The organism is Mesorhizobium sp. WSM4983, from assembly GCF_029625765.1.
In the GTDB taxonomy this organism is placed as follows: Bacteria; Pseudomonadota; Alphaproteobacteria; order Rhizobiales; family Rhizobiaceae; genus Mesorhizobium.
This window is the reverse complement of record NZ_JARTVM010000004.1, coordinates 351740-368797: the sequence shown is the minus strand read 5'-3', so window position 1 is coordinate 368797 and position 17058 is coordinate 351740. Positions and strand designations below refer to the sequence as shown.

General features: G+C 65.6%; 17 protein-coding genes and 1 riboswitch. Of the genes, 10 read left to right on the top strand and 7 right to left on the bottom strand.

Features of this window, described 5'->3' with window-relative positions; genetic code table 11:
* Positions 1-77: 77 nt before the first annotated feature.
* The 4 genes from P9254_RS15875 (at position 78) to P9254_RS15860 (ending at position 2979) form a co-directional block, all read left to right on the top strand.
* Positions 78-1163, top strand: coding sequence for an HPP family protein (locus P9254_RS15875; RefSeq protein ID WP_278056914.1), 1086 nt, complete (start codon positions 78-80; stop codon positions 1161-1163).
* A 94-nt stretch (positions 1164-1257) separates the two neighbouring features.
* Positions 1258-1953: an RNA polymerase sigma factor gene (locus P9254_RS15870; protein WP_278056259.1), complete on the top strand. Its 696-nt coding sequence runs from the start codon at positions 1258-1260 to the stop codon at positions 1951-1953.
* A gap of 193 nt (positions 1954-2146) precedes the next feature.
* Positions 2147-2668 (top strand): DUF4142 domain-containing protein, encoded by a 522-nt coding sequence (locus P9254_RS15865; RefSeq protein WP_278056913.1) that lies wholly within the window; start codon positions 2147-2149, stop codon positions 2666-2668.
* Positions 2665-2979, top strand: a complete 315-nt coding sequence (locus tag P9254_RS15860; RefSeq protein WP_278056912.1) for a cupredoxin domain-containing protein — start codon at positions 2665-2667, stop codon at positions 2977-2979. The genes P9254_RS15865 and P9254_RS15860 overlap by 4 nt, the downstream gene beginning before the upstream one ends.
* Here the strand turns inward: P9254_RS15860 and P9254_RS15855 are convergent.
* Positions 2976-3833: a crotonase/enoyl-CoA hydratase family protein gene (locus P9254_RS15855; RefSeq protein WP_278056910.1), complete on the bottom strand. Its 858-nt coding sequence runs from the start codon at positions 3831-3833 to the stop codon at positions 2976-2978. The two genes, P9254_RS15860 and P9254_RS15855, sit on opposite strands and share 4 nt — an antisense overlap.
* A gap of 140 nt (positions 3834-3973) precedes the next feature.
* Between P9254_RS15855 and P9254_RS15850 the strand changes: the two genes are divergently transcribed.
* A complete protein-coding gene (locus P9254_RS15850) occupies positions 3974-4555 on the top strand; it encodes a TetR/AcrR family transcriptional regulator (RefSeq protein WP_278056909.1) in 582 nt (193 codons plus the stop codon).
* Between the two features lie 52 nt (positions 4556-4607).
* Here P9254_RS15850 and P9254_RS15845 read toward each other — a convergent pair whose 3' ends face one another.
* From P9254_RS15845 to glyA, 3 genes are all read right to left on the bottom strand, one after another.
* Complete coding sequence (locus tag P9254_RS15845) at positions 4608-5501, bottom strand: LysR family transcriptional regulator (protein WP_278056908.1); 894 nt, start codon at positions 5499-5501, stop codon at positions 4608-4610.
* Positions 5502-5600: 99 nt separating this feature from the next.
* On the bottom strand, positions 5601-6719 hold the full coding sequence (locus tag P9254_RS15840) for a branched-chain amino acid ABC transporter substrate-binding protein (protein WP_278056907.1): 1119 nt from the start codon (positions 6717-6719) through the stop codon (positions 5601-5603).
* 84 nt (positions 6720-6803) lie between these two features.
* Positions 6804-8126: a serine hydroxymethyltransferase gene (gene glyA, locus P9254_RS15835; protein ID WP_278056906.1), complete on the bottom strand. Its 1323-nt coding sequence runs from the start codon at positions 8124-8126 to the stop codon at positions 6804-6806.
* A 224-nt stretch (positions 8127-8350) separates the two neighbouring features.
* Between glyA and P9254_RS15830 the strand changes: the two genes are divergently transcribed.
* The 4 genes from P9254_RS15830 (at position 8351) to P9254_RS15815 (ending at position 12261) form a co-directional block, all read left to right on the top strand.
* Positions 8351-9211 (top strand): FAD binding domain-containing protein, encoded by an 861-nt coding sequence (locus P9254_RS15830; protein ID WP_067324793.1) that lies wholly within the window; start codon positions 8351-8353, stop codon positions 9209-9211.
* A complete protein-coding gene (locus tag P9254_RS15825; RefSeq protein WP_066997187.1) occupies positions 9211-9687 on the top strand; it encodes a (2Fe-2S)-binding protein in 477 nt (158 codons plus the stop codon). The genes P9254_RS15830 and P9254_RS15825 overlap by 1 nt, the downstream gene beginning before the upstream one ends.
* A gap of 1 nt (position 9688) precedes the next feature.
* Positions 9689-11953 carry a xanthine dehydrogenase family protein molybdopterin-binding subunit gene (locus P9254_RS15820; protein WP_278056903.1) on the top strand — a complete coding sequence of 755 codons (2265 nt, stop codon included), beginning with the start codon at positions 9689-9691 and terminating at the stop codon, positions 11951-11953.
* A gap of 62 nt (positions 11954-12015) precedes the next feature.
* The gene (locus P9254_RS15815) at positions 12016-12261 is read left to right on the top strand and encodes a MoaD/ThiS family protein (RefSeq protein ID WP_066997117.1); all 246 of its coding nucleotides are present in this window, start codon (positions 12016-12018) and stop codon (positions 12259-12261) included.
* Between the two features lie 40 nt (positions 12262-12301).
* Here P9254_RS15815 and P9254_RS15810 read toward each other — a convergent pair whose 3' ends face one another.
* Positions 12302-12805, bottom strand: coding sequence for a group I truncated hemoglobin (locus tag P9254_RS15810; RefSeq protein WP_245307528.1), 504 nt, complete (start codon positions 12803-12805; stop codon positions 12302-12304).
* Between the two features lie 315 nt (positions 12806-13120).
* Here P9254_RS15810 and P9254_RS15805 point away from each other — a divergent pair, with 315 nt between their 5' ends.
* On the top strand, positions 13121-14590 hold the full coding sequence (locus tag P9254_RS15805; protein WP_278056900.1) for a sensor histidine kinase: 1470 nt from the start codon (positions 13121-13123) through the stop codon (positions 14588-14590).
* Positions 14591-15118: 528 nt separating this feature from the next.
* On the opposite strand, the gene P9254_RS15800 is transcribed toward P9254_RS15805, so the two are convergent.
* Both P9254_RS15800 and P9254_RS15795 read right to left on the bottom strand, forming a co-directional pair.
* Positions 15119-16186, bottom strand: a complete 1068-nt coding sequence (locus tag P9254_RS15800; RefSeq protein ID WP_278056899.1) for a HoxN/HupN/NixA family nickel/cobalt transporter — start codon at positions 16184-16186, stop codon at positions 15119-15121.
* A 90-nt stretch (positions 16187-16276) separates the two neighbouring features.
* A riboswitch (cobalamin riboswitch) is annotated at positions 16277-16467 on the bottom strand.
* Between the two features lie 80 nt (positions 16468-16547).
* Positions 16548-16955 carry a DOPA 4,5-dioxygenase family protein gene (locus P9254_RS15795; protein ID WP_127242036.1) on the bottom strand — a complete coding sequence of 136 codons (408 nt, stop codon included), beginning with the start codon at positions 16953-16955 and terminating at the stop codon, positions 16548-16550.
* Positions 16956-17058: the final 103 nt, after the last annotated feature.

Below are 17058 nucleotides of genomic sequence, written 5' to 3'. Positions count from 1 at the left end.
ATCCGTGGCTTCGGCGGCATTTCGGGCAGCGCAAATTCCACCATTCGACAGTTCAAGCCATTCGACCTGGGGCTGCCATGGCGTTCCGCCTCTTCGTTCCGATCCTTGCCGGCGCGACGCTGCGCGAGCGGCTGCTTGCCTGCATCGGCGCGACCATCGGCATCGCGCTGACCGGCGTGATCAGCGGGCTCGCCATGGGCAACGGACCGCATGTGGCGATGCTGGTGGCGCCGATGGGCGCGTCCGCCGTGCTGCTCTTTGCCGTTCCGTCGAGCCCGTTGGCGCAGCCCTGGTCGATCATCGGCGGCAACACGATCTCCGCGCTGGTCGGCGTGACGGTGGCGCATTTCGTGCACAACCCGGTGATCGCCTCCGGGCTGGCGGTGGCGCTGGCGATCGCAGCCATGTCTTTCACGCGCTCGTTGCATCCGCCGGGCGGTGCGGCAGCCCTCACCGGCGTGCTTGGCGGGCCGGCCGTGATCAGCGCCGGCTTCCTGTTTCCCTTCGTGCCGGTAGCGCTGAACTCGATCATATTGGTGACGCTCGGTTTCCTGTTCCACAAGCTGTCGCGGCGCAACTATCCGCATGTGCCTCAGCCTGCCGCCAACAGCCACGGCACAGCCGACCGGCCGCCGGCGGAGCGCGTCGGCTTCCGGCCCGAGGATGTCGATGCCGCCCTGGCGGCACTCGACGAGACCTTCGACATCGACCGTGACGACATCGAAAGACTGCTGCGCCAGGTCGAGCTGCAGGCGATGGTGCGCGCGCATCGGACGCTGCTCTGCCAGGACATCATGTCCCGCGACGTGATCTCGATGTCGGAGAGCGCCACCGCCGACGAGGCGCGCAAGCAGCTTCTCGACCACAATATCCGCACCCTGCCGGTGGTCGACGCCGAGGCGAGGCTGGTCGGCGCCGTCGGCCTGCGCGAACTGACGCAAGCGACCGACACCGTGAAGGGCGTGATGTCGAAGGCCGGCACGGCCTCGCCCGAGACGCCGGCGATGAGCCTGCTGCCGCTGCTGACCGACGGGCGCAGCCATGCGGTGGTGATCGTCGACGCCGGACGGCATATTCTCGGACTCATCACCCAGACCGATCTGCTTGCTGCCGCCGCCCGCGCGCAGGCTGCAGACAGGCCGCCGCTGAAAGCTGTAGCATAGCGCGCGACTGGATCGGGAAAATCCGGGAACCTTTTGCCGGCAGACGCGTCCAATTGCCCGGATGCAACGCCTGTCGGGAGATCGGGGCGCGATGATGAAGTCAGCAAGTCAGGCCGCCGCGGTTTCGGCGGCGGAGGCCGGCGAGATGGCGTTGGTGCGCCGGACCCTGGCACGGGACCCGGGCGCCTTTCGCTTGATCATCAAGACGCACAACCAGCGGCTCTACCGCATCGCGCGCGGCGTGGTACGCAACGACGCCGAGGCCGAGGACATCGTGCAGGAAGCCTATATGCGCGCCTTCGCCAGCCTCGACAGCTTCCGCGGCGATGCCTCGCTCTCGACCTGGCTGTCGCGCATCGTCATCAACGAGGCGCTCGGCCGGCTGCGCAAGAAAAAGCGCATCGTGGCAATGCCTGAAAACCCTGACGCGCAGATCATCCGGTTTCCTTTGAATTCAAGCGACTTGAACCCTGGCGACGATCCGGAGCGGACAATGGCGCAGCGGCAGATCCTCGGGCTTGTCGAGCGGGCGACCGACAGCCTTCCCGATGTCTATCGCACGGTCTTCGTCGCCCGCGTCATCGAGGGATTGAGCATCGAGGAAACCGCCGACCTGCTCGGCATCAGGCCGGAAACGGTGAAGACAAGGCTGCACCGGGCGCGTGCCTTGGTGCGCAAGGCGCTGGACGACGAGATCGGCCCGGTGCTGCTCGACGCTTTTCCTTTCGCCGGCCGGCGCTGCGAACGGCTCACGCAGGCGGTGATGAAGAGGCTGGGGTTCGAGGCCTGAGGCGCGTTCAGATTTCGCGAAGCCCGCGTTGAGGATAGGCATCGCGGATGAGCTTTTCGGCCAATCTCCAACATGCAATGTCCAACATGTGTGTCCCGCGACTTTTCCCGGGAACGTTTCGCCCTCTCCCGCATCCAATGGCCGTCAACCCAGAATGGAGCCCGGTGCCTCTGTGCCGGGCGAAGGAGATGCCATGTTTATCCGACCGACCGCAGCCCTCGCAGGCTTCCTCCTCAGCGCAGCGCCGCTGGCTGAGGCCGCCGAGAAGCCGACCGACCCGCAGATCGCCCATATCGCCTATACAGCCGGCGTGCTCGACATCGAGGCGGCGAAGCTGGCGATCCAGAAGTCGAAAACCAAGGAGGTCGTCGACTTTGCCAAGGATATGGAGCGCGACCACGAGGCGGTGAACAAGCAGGCTCTCGACCTGGTGAAGAAGCTGAAGGTGAAGCCGGAAGACAATGCCACCAGCCAGGCGCTGACCAAGGCGGCGAAGGAAGAGCGCGCCAAGCTGGCGAAGCTCGAGGGCACTGCCTTCGACAAGGCCTATATCGAGAACGAGGTCGCGTATCACAAGCAGGTCAACGGCGCGCTCGAAACCCTGCTCATTCCTTCGGCCAGCAATGCCGAGTTGAAGAGCCTGCTCGAGACGGGGCTGAAAATCTTCCAGGGACATGAGCAGCATGCCGAGCATGTCGCCGGCACGTTGAAATGAGGGCGGGCGCGTTATCGCTGCTCGGCTCGCTGACGCTGGCGCTTGTCGCGCCGCCGGCGCTCGCCGCCACCATCGAGGTGACCATCGACAGGCTGGTCTACTCGCCGGCGAGCGTCGAGGCCAAGGTCGGCGACACGATCGAGTGGGTGAACAAGGACGTCATCGCCCACACCGCGACAGTGAAGGGCGGCTGGGAGGTGATGATCCCGCCGAAATCGAAAGGCAGGATCACGCTCAAGCAAGCGGGAGCGGTCGACTATTTCTGCCGCTTCCATCCCAACATGAAGGGGCACCTCAACGTGGCGCCCTAGTCCGCCGCGGGATCGCGCCGAAGCGAGGCGCGCCGTGCCTCGCTGAGCCGGGTGACGTGCGTCCATGAGCCGTCATAGATGGGCTGGCGCCGCTCGATCCAGGCGCTGAGCCCTTCGCCGAGGTCGGCGGTCGGGGCCATGCGGGCGAACTGCTCGGCCTCGACCAGCAGGCCCTCGGCGATGCTAAGGCTGATGCCGCGCGCCACCGCGGTGAGAATGCCAGCCACCGCCGCCTGCGAATGGCGGATGATGCGGTTCGCAAGATCGAGCGCGGCCGGCATCAGCTCCTCATGCGGCACGACTTTGTTGACCAGCCCGAGTTCCAGCGCCCGCGCGGGCGAGAAAGGCTCGCCGGTAAGCAGCAGTTCGAGCGCGCGTTTGCGCCCGGCAAGCCTCGGCAGGCGCTGCGTGCCGCCGAAGGTCGGCGGCATGGCGAGTTTTATTTCCGGCTTGGCGAACAGGGCGCGGTCGCTGGCGACCGCCAGCGGCACCGCCTCGGTGATCTCGCAGCCACCGCCGAAGGCAAGGCCGTTGACGGCGGCGATGACCGGCTTGCGGAACGCTTCCAGCCGCGCCGTCAGCCGCTGGCCGCGCATGACGAAATCGCGCAGCGCGACATCCGTGCCTTCGGCCACGCTCAACGCGAATTCGTGGATGTCGCCGCCGGCCGAGAAGGCGCGCTCCCCTGCCCCGGTGAGGATCACGGCACGCACGGCATCGTCGGTCTCTATCCTGTCGAGGATCGCCAGCAGGCGGTCGATAAGGCCGTAATTCAGGGCATTGAGCTTTTCGGGGCGATTGAGCGTCAGCACCGCGACGCGGTCGCGGATGCCGCAAAGCACGGGCTCGGTCATAGTGTTCTCCTTAGCCGTTCGTTTTCTCCGCAATTCCGAACGGAAACCGCTGCGCAGTTTCCTGGAATTGCTCTGTGGAACGGCTGCAAGGGATCAGCTTCCGGCTTGTTTGTATATTCACTAGTCGGTATACTTGACGGATGACCGAGAAGCCCAATCCAACCAGGAAACGCCTCGTCGACGCGGCTGCAAAACTCTTCTATGCCGAAGGCATCGGCCGGGTCAGCGTTGATGCCGTGGCGGAAAAGGCGGGGCTGACCAAGCGCACGCTCTACTACCACTTCAAGAGCAAGGACGAGCTGATCACGGCCTATCTCGACAGCCGCGACCAGCCGAACCTCAAGCAGATGGCCGGCTGGTTCGAGGCGGCGCAAGGCGGCGCGGACAAGAAGGTCGCGGCGATCTTCACCCACCTGGCGCGCGTGGCGCGGCACGTCAAATGGAAGGGCTGCGGCTTCCTGCGCACGGCCGCCGAACTCGCCGCGATGCCCGGCCATCCGGCGGTGAAGGCGGGCTCGCGCCATAAGAGCAATTTCGAGAAATGGCTGGCGGGCGAGCTTTCAAACCATGGCGTGCGCGAGCCGAATATGCTGGCGCGCGAGATCGTCCTTCTGATGGACGGCGCCTTTTCCAGCATGCTGATCCACCACAATCCCGACTACATCACGGCCGCCGGCCACGCCGCCGCGACGCTGGTGCGGGCGCGGATGGCAGCGGCGTAGACCTCGCCTGGCGTCCTGACCCCGCGGACCGCGACGGGCAATTCCGGCAGCCTCAGCCGCGCGCTGCCCCCTCCTCTGCCAGCAGCCAGTCGATCATGGTGGCGGCGGGCGCGGGCGGACGGTCCGGTGCGAGAATCGAGAGAGCGCGGCCGGTCGGCACGCGCAACTCGGGAAATGGCGCCACCAGCGAGCCGGCGGCGAGAGCGCGCGACACCAGCGCCTCATGCCCCATCAAAACGCCAGCGCCGTCGACGGCGGCCTGCACAGCCATGCTGTAGAGCGAGAATTCGGAGCCCGTCTCGATCGAAGGGCCTTTCACGCCGGCGACTTCGAACCAAAGGCTCCAATCCTCCGTCCAGGTGGTGTCCCAGAGCAGGAGCTGCGAGGAAAGATCGGCCGGCGTCTTCAATTGCCTGGCCAGCGCCGGCGCGCAGACAGGAAAGATGACGTCGTCGCAGAGCTTGAAGGATCGGCCGACGCCCGACCTGGTGAGGAAAATGGCGAGGTCGAAAGGCTCGCGCCGGAAGTCCGGCGGCTCTTCCAGCGCATGGATGGAGGGGCGCAGCGCCGGATGCGCCGCGCGCAAGGCCGGCAGCCGCGGCGCCAGCCAGAGCTGCGCGATCGAAGGCAATGCCGCGACGCTGACCTGCGGCCGGGGCGCCGAGATGCGCAATTCCTGCACGGCGAGCCCCAGGGCGTCGAAGGCGGTGGAAAACGAGGGCAGCGCCGAACGCCCAGCATCGGTGAGGTGCAGGCCTTGCGCGTGACGCACGAATAGCGGAGAGCCTAGCCAAGCCTCCAGCGCCTTCACCTGATGCGAGACGGCGGCGGGGGTCACGCCGAGTTCGTCCGCCGCCTTGGCAAAGCTTTCATGGCGTGCCGCCGCCTCGAAGGCCCTGAGAGCGTTGAGCGGCGGCATGCGCGGTCGCGGCGGATTGACGGCCATCTGCAGCTTTCCCAATGCCGCGCCGCCTGCCATGACGGCGCGGCAATGCTTCGAGCGAAAGAACGGCGACCGCCTGCGCTCGCCTCCAGGACCTCAAGTCTATTTGAGGGCCGCCGGAACGAGCTTGCCGTCGACCTTCCGCCACTCAAATACGACGAAGCCCGGCTGCTTGATATCCCCTTTGTCGTCATAGGAAATGGTGCCAAGCACGGTCGGGATAGCCGCTCCCGAATGGAGATAGTCGGACGCCGCCTTCGGGTCGTCGACCTTGGCCTTGGCGATCGCCTCGGCGAGGATCTGGGTGGCGGCATAGGCATAGAGCGTGACGGCTTCAGTGGGCACGTTCTTCGCCTTCAGGTCGGCGACCGCGTCTTTGGCTTCGGGAAAGCTCGCCGGATCGGGGAAGGACGTCATCAGCGTGCCGGCCGCGCCATCGCCGCCGATGGCGCCGAACTCGCTGTTGGATATGCCGTCGCCGCCCATCAGGACCGTCTTGACGCCCTGGTCGTGCATCTGGCGCACGATCAGGCCGGCCTCTGTGTGCTGGCCGCCGTAATAGACAAGGTCGGCGCCCGACTCCTTGATCTTGGCGACAAGCGCGCTGTAGTCCTTCTCGCCCGGGTTGATCTCCTCGCGCAGCACCTCCTTGCCGCCGCCGGAATTGTAGGCCTTGGCCATCTCGTCGGCGAGGCCCTTGCCGGCCGTCGACTTGTCGTCGACGATCGCGACCTTCTTGCCGGCAAAACGCTCGAGCACGAATTTCGCGGCGATGATGCCCTGCTGGTCGTCGCGGCCGCAGGCCCGGAACGCGTCCCATAGGCCTCGCTCAGTCACCATCGGGTTGGTGGCCGTGGGCGTGACGAAGAGCACGCCGTTTTCCGCATAAATCTCCGAGGCCGGAATGGTGACACCGGAATTGTAGTGGCCGACGACATAGTGCACGCCGTCGGCGACGAACTTGTTGGCGACCGACACGCCCTGCTTGGGGTCGGAGACATCGTCGCCGACCGAGACGCTGAGCTTTTGACCGAGCACGCCGCCATTGGCGTTTATGCGCTGGATCGCCGTCTCGACGCCGACGCGGTACTGCTCGCCATAGGCGGCGTTCGGCCCCGACATCGGGCCGGCGACGCCCAGCACGATATCCGCCCTGGCGACGCCGGCGGCGGCGGCCATCAGGGCAGCAGTCATCAATCGCAGAATCATGCGCATGGTCATTCCCCTTTGTTGAAGAAGGCGGGCTTCTCGCCCGCGGCCCCTTGCTTTTGACGAAGCGGGCTCCCTGCCCGCGGGTTCAGGCGCTCAGCTGACGAAATGCAGCTTCGTGAACCGGCGCCGGAATGCACTCACATCCGCCGCGACATCCTCCACGGCATGGTTGCCACGCAGTCCCCTGGCGATGAGGGCGGCAAGCTCGGGCATGTCCTTCTTCGTCATGCCCCAGCGAACGATCTCCGGCGTGCCTAAGCGCAGGCCGTTCATGTCGCCATCGACCGCCGTGACCGGCAGGCCGATGCCGCAGGTGAGGATGTTTGCACGCCTCAGCCGCTTCGCCGCCGCCTGGCCGCCGCCGAACTCCGCCGCTTCGATGGCGAACTGGTGCGAGGCGGTGTGCCCCTTGGCGGTCGAGAACACCGGCAGGCCGCGCTCAGCCAGCGCGCTTGCCAGCGCCTTGGCGGTGCCGGCCATGGCGGCGGCATAGGCCCGGCCATGCGCCTTCCAGTCGAGCATGGTGATGGCCAGGGCGGCGGCCTTGGCGGCATCGAAATTGGCGGTCATGCCGGGAAAGGCGATGCGGTCGAGCTTTTCGGCGATCTCGGCGTCGTTGGTGACGATCAGGCCCGAAGGCGGGCCGCCGAGGCTCTTATAGGTGCTCATCGTCATCATATGGGCGCCCTCGTCCAGCGGCTGCTGCCAGGCCTGTCCGGCGATCATGCCGCAGAGATGCGCGGCATCGAACAGCACCAGCGCACCGACCTCGTCGGCGATCGCCCTGATTTCCTGGATGGGATGCGGCAGGAGATTGAGGCTGCTGCCGATGGTGATCATCTTCGGCCTGATCTTAAGGGCAAGCGCGCGCAGCCTCTCGATATCGACCGTGTAGCCGCCGGCATCGACGGGCGCGGCATGAATCTCCAGCCCGTACAGACCGGCGCAGCCCGCCATATGATGCGTGACATGGCCGCCAATGGCCGGCGGCGGCGCGATGATGGCGTCGCCCGGCCGCGCCGCGACCATGAAAGCATAGAGATTGGCGATGGCGCCGGAAGGGACGCGGATTTCGGCGTATTTCGCGCCGAAGACTTGCGCCGCCAGCTCGGCGGCGATGACCTCGATGCGTTCGACGCCCTCCAGCCCCATCTCGTATTTGTCGCCGGGATAGCCGAGCGACGGACGCGAGCCGAGCCGGGCGGCAAGCGCGGCCTCCGCCTTCGGGTTCATCACATTGGTCGCCGGATTGAGGTTGATGCAGTCGGCCTCGTGGATTCGCCGGTTGAGCGCGATGCCGCCCTCTATCGCGGCGAGCACGGCGTCGTTCCCCTGCCCGCTTGTGGCCGTCGCCAGCGCCTGGATAAAATCCTCGCAGTGCGTGGGAACCCAGGGCCTGCGGGCAAGAGCGGTCATCGAAGCCTCCCTGTTGCCGGATGCGATGTCCGGCTCGTCAGGGCATGGTGGAGGCTTGGCCGGCCGAGCGCAAACGAGTAGTTCTAGCGGCTAGGCTTAGAAAATTTAGGGGTAGGAATTAGGGCAATGCGCCTGACTTAGGTGGTGCAATGCAGGAAGCGGATGGTCATTATAAGGAGAGTCTTTATAACGGTCGATCTGATCATGACCACCAAGGGGAGACGATGCGCTACATACGTCCGCAATCAATAGAAGAGGCCGCCGGCCTGTTGGCCAGCGCGGCCGGCCCGGCCGCGATCCTTGCCGGAGGCAGCGACCTTCTGGTGAGGATGAAGGGAGGCTTCATCGAGCCCGAGCTGATCGTCGACATCAAGGCGATCGCGGGCCTTAGCGAAATCAAGGAAACGGCAGAAGGCTTCAGCATCGGCGCCGCGGTGCCCTGCGCGGTGCTCGGCGAGAACGCGGCGCTGAAGAAGGCGTGGCCGGGCGTCGTCGAGGCGGCCAAGCTGATCGGCTCGAAGCAGGTGCAGGGACGCTGCACAATCGTCGGCAATCTCTGCAACGCCTCGCCCGCCGCCGACAGCGTGCCGGCGTTGGTGGCTGCCGGCGCCGAGGCCGTGGTTGCCGGGCCGAACGGCAGGCGCACGATCCCCGTGGAAGCCGTGCCGACCGGACCGGGCCGTACCTCGCTGGCCAAGGGCGAGATCATCGAGGCGATCCTGCTCGACAAGCGCGCGCCAAATGCGGGCGACGCCTATCAGCGCTTCATTCCGCGCACCGAGATGGACATCGCCGTGGTCAGCGCCGGCGTGAACCTGACGCTCGGCGAGGCGGGCGCGATCAAGTCGGCCCGCGTGGCGCTGGGCGCCGCGGCGCCCACGGTGCTGCTGGTCGAGGAGGCGGCCGAGGTGCTCGTCGGCTCGAAGCTGGATGAGGCGACGCTGGAGCGGCTCGCCAAGATCTGCGCGGGCGCCTGCCGACCGATCGACGACAAGCGCGGCACCATCGAATTCAGACGGAAAGTTGCGGGTGTGCTGGCGAAGCGTGTCGCCACCACCGCCTATGAGCGTGCAGGAGGCAAATGATGGCCGGTGTAGCGGTTTCAACGACAATCAACGGCGATCACGTCGAATATCTTTGCCAGCCGGACGAGACGCTGCTCGACGTGCTGCGCGACCGGCTGGGACTGACCGGCGCCAAGGAAGGCTGCGGGACCGGCGACTGCGGCGCCTGCAGCGTCATCGTCGACAACCGGCTGGTGTGCTCCTGCCTGGTGCTCGGCGCCGAGGCCGAAGGCCGCCAGATCGAGACCATCGAAGGCATGGCGCATGGCGACCAGCTGCATCCGCTGCAGCAGAAATTCCTCGAGCACGCCGCCTTGCAATGCGGCATCTGCACGCCAGGTTTTTTGATTGCGGCGAAGGATCTGCTCGAGAAGAACCCCTCCCCGACCGAGGAGGAAATCCGCTTCGGGCTCGCCGGCAATCTCTGCCGCTGCACCGGCTATGACAAGATCGTGCGCGCCGTCCAGGACGCGGCAAACGTGATGAAGGGAGCCTGAGATGAATTTCGATCCGCGCTACTCGGGACGCAGCTTCTCATCTGTCGGCACGCGCCCCCTCCGCCCCGACGGCGTCGACAAGGTGACGGGACGCGCCCGCTACGGCGCCGACTTCAACATGGCCGGGCAGCTGGTCGGCCGTGTGCTTCGCAGCCCGCACGCCCACGCGATCATCAAGAAGATCGACACCTCGAAAGCCGAAAAGCTCGCCGGCGTGAAGGCGGTGATCACGGCGAAAGACCTGCCGGACCTGACCGATGGCGATGCCGGCATGTTCGACACCCTCGACAATTGCATGGCGCGCAAGAAGGCGCTCTATGACGGCCATGCCGTGGCCGCGGTGGCGGCGATCGATGCCCGCACCGCCAGGCAGGCGCTGAAGCTGATCGAGGTCGACTATGAGGTGCTGCCGCATGTGACCGACGTCGACGAGGCGATGCAGCACCACGCCCCGCTCATCAACGATGCCATCTTCACCGAAGGGCTGGAGGAAAAGCCGGTCAAGCCGTCCAACGTCTCCAAGCGCACGCAATACGGCCATGGCGACGTCCACCAGGGTTTTGCCCAGGCCGATTTCGTCGTCGAGCGCTCCTTCAAGACCGAGCAGACGCATCAGGGCTATATCGAGCCGCATGCCTGCGTGGCGAGCGTCAATCCCGACGGCACGGCCGATCTCTGGGTCTGCACGCAAGGCCATTTCGTCTATCGCCAGCATTGCGCCCAGCTGCTCGGCCTCGAAGTCTCGAAGCTGCGCGTCACCTCTTCCGAGATCGGCGGCGGCTTCGGCGGCAAGACCCATGTCTGGGCCGAGCCGGTGGCGCTGGCCCTGTCGCGCAAGGCCGGCCGCCCGGTGAAGCTGGTGATGACCCGCGACGAAGTGTTCCGCGCCTCGGGGCCAACCAGCGCCACCTCGATCGACGTCAAGATCGGCGCGAAGAAGGACGGCACGATCACCGCCGCCGAAGCGACGCTGCGCTACACCTGCGGCCCCTATGCCGGCATGTGGGCGGAGATCGGCGCCATGACGGCATTCGCCTGCTACAAGCTGGAGAACGTCAAGACCGTCGGCTACGAAGTGCTGGTCAACCGGCCGAAGACCGCGGCCTATCGCGCGCCCTCGGCGCCGATGGCGGCGTTCGCGGTGGAAAGCGCTGTCGACGAGCTCGCCAAGGAGATCGGCATCGATCCGGTCGAGTTCCGCATCAAGAATGCGGCGCAGGAAGGCACCCGCGCCTCCTACGGCCCGGTCTACGGCCCGATCGGCATCGGACCGACGCTCGAGGCGGTCAAGGAGCACCCGCATATGCGCGCGCCGCTGGCTCAGAACCAGGGCCGCGGCATGGCCTGCGGCTTCTGGTTCAACTTCGGCGGCCAGACCTGCACCGACTTGAACATCGGCATGGACGGCACGGTGTCGCTCGCCGTCGGCACGGTCGACGTCGGCGGTTCGCGCGCGTCGCTGTCGCTGGTGGCGGCGGAAGAGCTCGGCATCGACTACAGCCAGGTGAAGGCGATCGTCGCCGACACTTCCAGCCTCGGTTACAACGACATGACCGACGGCAGCCGCGGCACCTTCTCCTCCTCGATGGCGACCATCTCGGCCGCCCGCAACGCCATCAAGGTGCTGCGCGAGCGCGCCGCGCAGATGTGGGACATCTCGGTCGACGACGTTGCCTGGGAAAAAGGCCACGCGGTCGCCAAGGGCGAGAAGCACGGCAATCTCGGCAAGCTGTCGCTGAAGGAGATCGCCGCACAGTCCGGCAAGACCGGCGGGCCGATCGCCGGCCATAGCGAGCTCGTCGCCGACGGCGCCGGCGTCTCCTTCGCCACCCATATCTGCGACGTCGAGGTCGATCCCGAGACCGGCTCGACCAGGGTGATCCGCTACACGGTGGTGCAGGATGCCGGCAAGGCCGTGCACCCGACCTATGTCGAGGGCCAGTACCAGGGCGGTGCCGCGCAAGGCATCGGCTGGGCGCTCAACGAGGAGTATATCTACGGCAAGGACGGCCGCCTGCAGAACCCGGGCTTCCTCGACTACCGCATCCCGGTGTGCTCCGACCTGCCGATGATCGACACGCAGATCCTCGAAATCCCCAACCCCAACCACCCCTACGGGGTGCGCGGCGTCGGCGAGACCTCGATCGTGCCGCCGCTGGCGGCGATCGCCAACGCGGTGTCGAACGCGGTGGGCGTGCGCATGAGCCACATCCCGATGTCGCCGCCGCGGATTCTTGCAGCGCTCGAGGCCGAACGGGAAGGCTAGCATGCTGAAAAGCGCGAAGCGGTTTTCAGCTCACGTCACGGTCCAATGAGGATCAGGCGATAATGGTCCAAGTCACGCTCTGGGGCTCGCTCAGCGCCGCCGCCGGAGGCAAGGACAAGCTCGACATCGAGGCCAAGGACATCAGGGAGCTGTTCCGCAAGCTTGCGGAACAGCATCCCGCGTTCGAACCCCTGCTCGATCGCGGCATCGCGGTCGCGATCGACGGGACGATCTATCGCGACACGTGGTCGAAGGAACTGCCGCCGGGGGCGGAGATTTTCCTGCTGCCGCGGCTGGCGGGTGGATAGGCGGAGCGGCGGACCGCCTTCGCCGGATTCGCGCTGAGCCTCACCCCTTTTTGACAGAGCCGGCAGTGACCTCATCCTTGTGCGCGGCAAAGGCTTCCAGGACCTCGGTCTTTTCGGCTTTCGGAACCTTGAAGCGGTCGAGCGTCCGCCCGAGTTCCGCTGCGACCTCGTCGAACTCGGCGGGAGAAATCTTCAGGTCCTTGTGGGCCTCCTCGAGGCCGAGCGGCGTCGCGCCCGGCTCGGTGGCCACGAACTTGAAGGGGCCGCCGGAAACATCGCACACCCACAGCGTACGCATGAACTTGAGGCCCGGCAGCCGTTCGAGGTTCTTGGTGTGCCATTTGCGCAGTTGCGGGTTCTTGGACTTCTTGCCGACGATGGGGTTTTTCACGACGGCGTCGCTGAAGTGATCGACCACGGCTGCGATGGCGAACACGCCTCCCAACCGATCGTATAGACTCTTGTCCGGCGCGGTCTGCTTGGTCTGCGCCAGCGCATCGCCGGCGGGCAACATGGCGGTCGACGCGGCCGCCGCCGCCAGCACGGCGACGACGCTTCGTCTCGAAAGAGAGGTCGAAACAGCCGTTTTCATCTCCGGTACCTCCGTTGGGCCAGAGCCGGCCGCTCTGGCGGCTTCAATGCGTGATTGCGGGACATATGCACTTTGCCTCAAACGGCATCGTATGAGGAACTAACGAAACTGCGCCCGAAATATTCCTCCGGCGGACCGGCAGCCTGGGGTCTATTCACGATGCTAAAATTTTGCGTGACGGAGACGGATACATAAACGGCGTCGCGCGTTAATGCGCCTATGGCTGACGGGCTCTTCCGTGAATCGTGGCCTCGCGGAAACGGCGAGATGGCGCGATTCATTCGCGAATATCCCTGGTCGGAAAGCCCGCTCGGGCCGATCGAGACATGGACGCTCAGCCTGAGGACGACGGTCGACCTGATGCTCGCCGCCGAAGCCCAGATCGTGCTTTTCTGCGGGCCGGAGTTTGTCGCGCTCTACAATGACGCCTACGCGCCGACCATCGGCGACAAGCACCCGCGCGCGCTCGGCCGTCCCGCCGAGGAAAACTGGTCCGAGCTCTGGACCGACCTCGAGCCGCTGCTGCGCGGAGTTCTCGAAACCGGCGAAACCTTCTCGGCCAGGGACCGGCCTTTCTACATCGAACGATCCGGCCTGGTCGGCGAGACGGTCTATTTCGACATCTCCTATTCCGCAGTGCGGGCGCAGGACGGCACGGTCGAAGCCGTGCTCTGCATCGTTTCGGAGACCACGGCCCGGGTGCTGGCGGCAGCAAAGGTGCGCGAAAGCGAGCAGCGGTTTCGCGCGCTGGTCAATGCTAGCTCCGACGTGGTTTACCGGATGAGCCCGGACTGGCAGGAAATGCATGAGCTGGACGGCCGCGGCTTCCTGTCGAGCGCCCAGGGGCCGGCGATCCGCTGGCGCGACGAATACCTGTTCCCGGAAGACCAGGCGAGCATCCAGGCGGCGATCGAGCGCGCCATCATGGAGCGCGGCGTGTTCGAGCTCGAGCACAGGGTGCGGCGCGCCGACGGGTCCGCCGGCTGGACCACCTCACGGGCAATCCCGATCGTCGATGACACCGGCAGCATCCTGGAATGGTTCGGCATGGCCGCCGACATCACCGAAAAACGGGCGAGCGAACAGCAGATCCAGCTTCTGATGCGCGAGGTGAACCACCGCGTCAAAAACCAGTACGCCGTGATCCTTTCCATGATCCGCGAGACGAGCAAACGCGCGACCGACCCGCGCGCGTTCGAACACCAGATCCGCGAACGCATCATGGCGCTGTCGCGCTCGCACGACCTCTTGGTGCTCAACGACTGGCGCGGCGCAGGCATGGCCGACCTTGTGCGCGAACATCTGCGACCGTTCGGACACGAAGAGCGAATCTCGCCTTGCGGGCCGGACGTGACGTTGCGGCTGAACGCGGTGCAGAACATCGGCATGGCGCTGCATGAGCTGGGCACCAACGCGACGAAATACGGCGCCCTGGCCGGCGACGCCGGAACCGTGCGGATGGACTGGCGGGTAGCACCGGCCCCCGAAGGCAGCGATTTCGAGCTGGTCTGGGAGGAACATTTTTCCGAACCTCCCGCGGCCGCCGATGCCAACCCGCATAAAGGCTTCGGCAGCGTCGTTCTCCAGCGCGTCGTCCCCACCAGCCTCTCCGGCAGCGCCTCCATGGAACGGCTGCCCGGCCTCGTTCGCTGGACGCTCTCGGCGCCGCTCGCCAACGTGGTCGTCGCCGGCGGGGCGGAGCTGGACGGCGATGAGCAGATCGCCGGGCTGACGTGAGGCCGGTTGCATCCTGGGAGACCGAACAGGGCGGCTCGCCGCCACGTCGGAAGCTCGCTGGCGCCGCCGAGCCCTCGCCGTAGCGCCGTACGCCGAATGGCTTGCGCTGCTCCCATTTTTGCTTTCCCCTTCCCCGCTTTTTTAGAACAGAAAAGCGCCAGCTTTTCTGTTCTGGACTCTGGATATTTGGACTCTGGATTCTGGCTTATGGATTATGGGGCTTATCCCAGGCCTTAACCCCTGGCTTATCCAAGCGCAGAATTCCGTCACACTTCCAAAGGCTTGGGCTACGGCTCCTCAGCATGCCTTGAAGCGCGTGCGCACGGGCCGGCGATCTCCTGTCGCTGTCTGCCAACAGTGAACGGGAACAAGAATGTCAAGCCGAGCACCGCTGACGGGGCGGCGATCGACCTTTGCCGTCATCGGCTTCCCGATGCCGAGGCATTCAAGGCGGCAGGCTGGCAGCCCGCCGGCGTCTGATGGCAGAGAGATGCGGCTGGCCTGCTGCAGCCAGCCGCCGCCGGCGGCTTATGAATTCTTTGCTGCGGATCCGATCTCCACATCGTCCAGCCCCTTGGCCTTGTAGACGACATAGGAGATCGCCCAGGCGGCGATGAAGATGCCCATAATGGCGAAGCCCAGATTGTTGAAATTGTCGTTGAGCGTGCCGACGCCGTTCCAGAAGCCGCCCGACAGACCGAACTTGTCACCGATCAGGCCGAGCGCCTCGATGCCGCCGATCAGTACTGCGACAAGGACCGACACCAGGGTGATCGTCATGTTGTAGTACAGTTTGCGGATCGGCTTGACGAAGGCCCACTCATAGGCGCCGAGCATCATCACACCATCGGTCGTGTCGACCAGTGACATACCGGCCGCGAAAAGCACCGGGAAGACCAGAATGGCCTCGAACGGCACGCCCTTGGCCGCTTGTGCCGCGGACACGCCGAACATGGCGACTTCGGTCGCGGTGTCGAAGCCAAGGCCGAAGAGGAAACCAAGTGGGAACATGTGCCAGCTGCGCGACACCAGCCGGAACATCGGGCGGAAGACGCGGGCCAGGAAGCCGCGATTGTTGAGCAGCAGGTCCAGATCCTCCTCGACAAACGCCCCACCGGCCCGCACCCGCCGATAGCTTCTGTAGATCGAGAAGAAGATGACGATGTTCATCGCCGCGATGGCGAGCAGGAAGAGTGCGGAAACGCCGGTACTGATGGTGCCGCCAATCTCCTGAAGGCTCTGGAAACGGCCGAGCAGGGACGTTGCCGCCGCGATAGCCGCAGCGACGATGACGACGATCGTCGAATGGCCGAGTGCGAAAAAGAAACCGACGGAGACCGGCCGTTTGCCGTTCTGCATCAGCTTGCGCGTGACATTGTCGATGGCCGCTATGTGGTCGGCATCGACGGCATGGCGCAAGCCGAGGCCATAAATGACGAGAGCGACGCCAAGCAATGTCGGCTTGTCGTGGAAGGCGACGAAAGCCCACAGCCACGCCCCGACGTTGAGAATGGCGAGCGCGCCGTAGATTGTAATCAGCCTGGCCTTCAGGTCGGGCGCGGTTTTTTTCAGCATTTTCGATAGTTGGATCAGCATGGTTCTGCCTTTGACGTTGCCTGTCATCGCAGGGAACTCGCCCCGCCGTCCGGCCAGGCGCGCACACCGGATCACCCCGTCCGATGTTCTGCTTTGACGTCCATGATGGCAGGTCTCCTGGCTCGCGGATTGCCGCCGCTTTCGCCTTCCCGGCCCATGCAGCCAGTGGCATCGTGAAAACGGCATGCCGCTTACAGTTGCGGGGGCAGCCACGGCTTTGGATTTCTCCGCACCGCGTTCCCTTTTGATCCCCGAAGGGAACCATCGGCGCGAATTCGCCACACCGCGGTTGGCCAGTCAATCAACAACTCCGACGGCCAGCCGCCTCTCACGCCATCGTGACGAGATCGCCGCGCCCCCCTCACACCCCCAGCGTCGGCTCGGTATTCACCTCCAGCGATTCCTCTGCCTCGTCCTCCTCGCCAAGCACGTCGCCCTTCACCGGCAGTGCCCGTCCGATCCAGATCGGGTCGATCAGGTGGTCGCGCTTGGGGTTGGTGGTGTTGGGGTGGATGAGGATGCTCAGGCCGCCGTGGTTCAGCATCAGCCAGGGAACCAGCGTGGCAAAGATCTCGGTGGCGAAGGAGACCTGGTACATGGCTTGCTGGTGCGGGCCGACCGGCTCGTCGCGCCAGTTGCCCAGGCGCACGCGGAAGCGCTCTGCGATGCGCTGGCGAAGCCATTCGGCATGCTGCCGCTCGGCCTCCCCGCCGTAATAGATATGGGCGTGATAGCTGGCGATCTCGGCGATTGGCCTGACTTCGTTCATCGCGATGCTCCCCTTCGATGATTTTTTTGCGCCCGGCGGAACTCTAGCCGAAGCGCGGGCGCCTTGTCTGCAGCCGGCCGCGGTCTGCGCCTGCGGTCGGCAG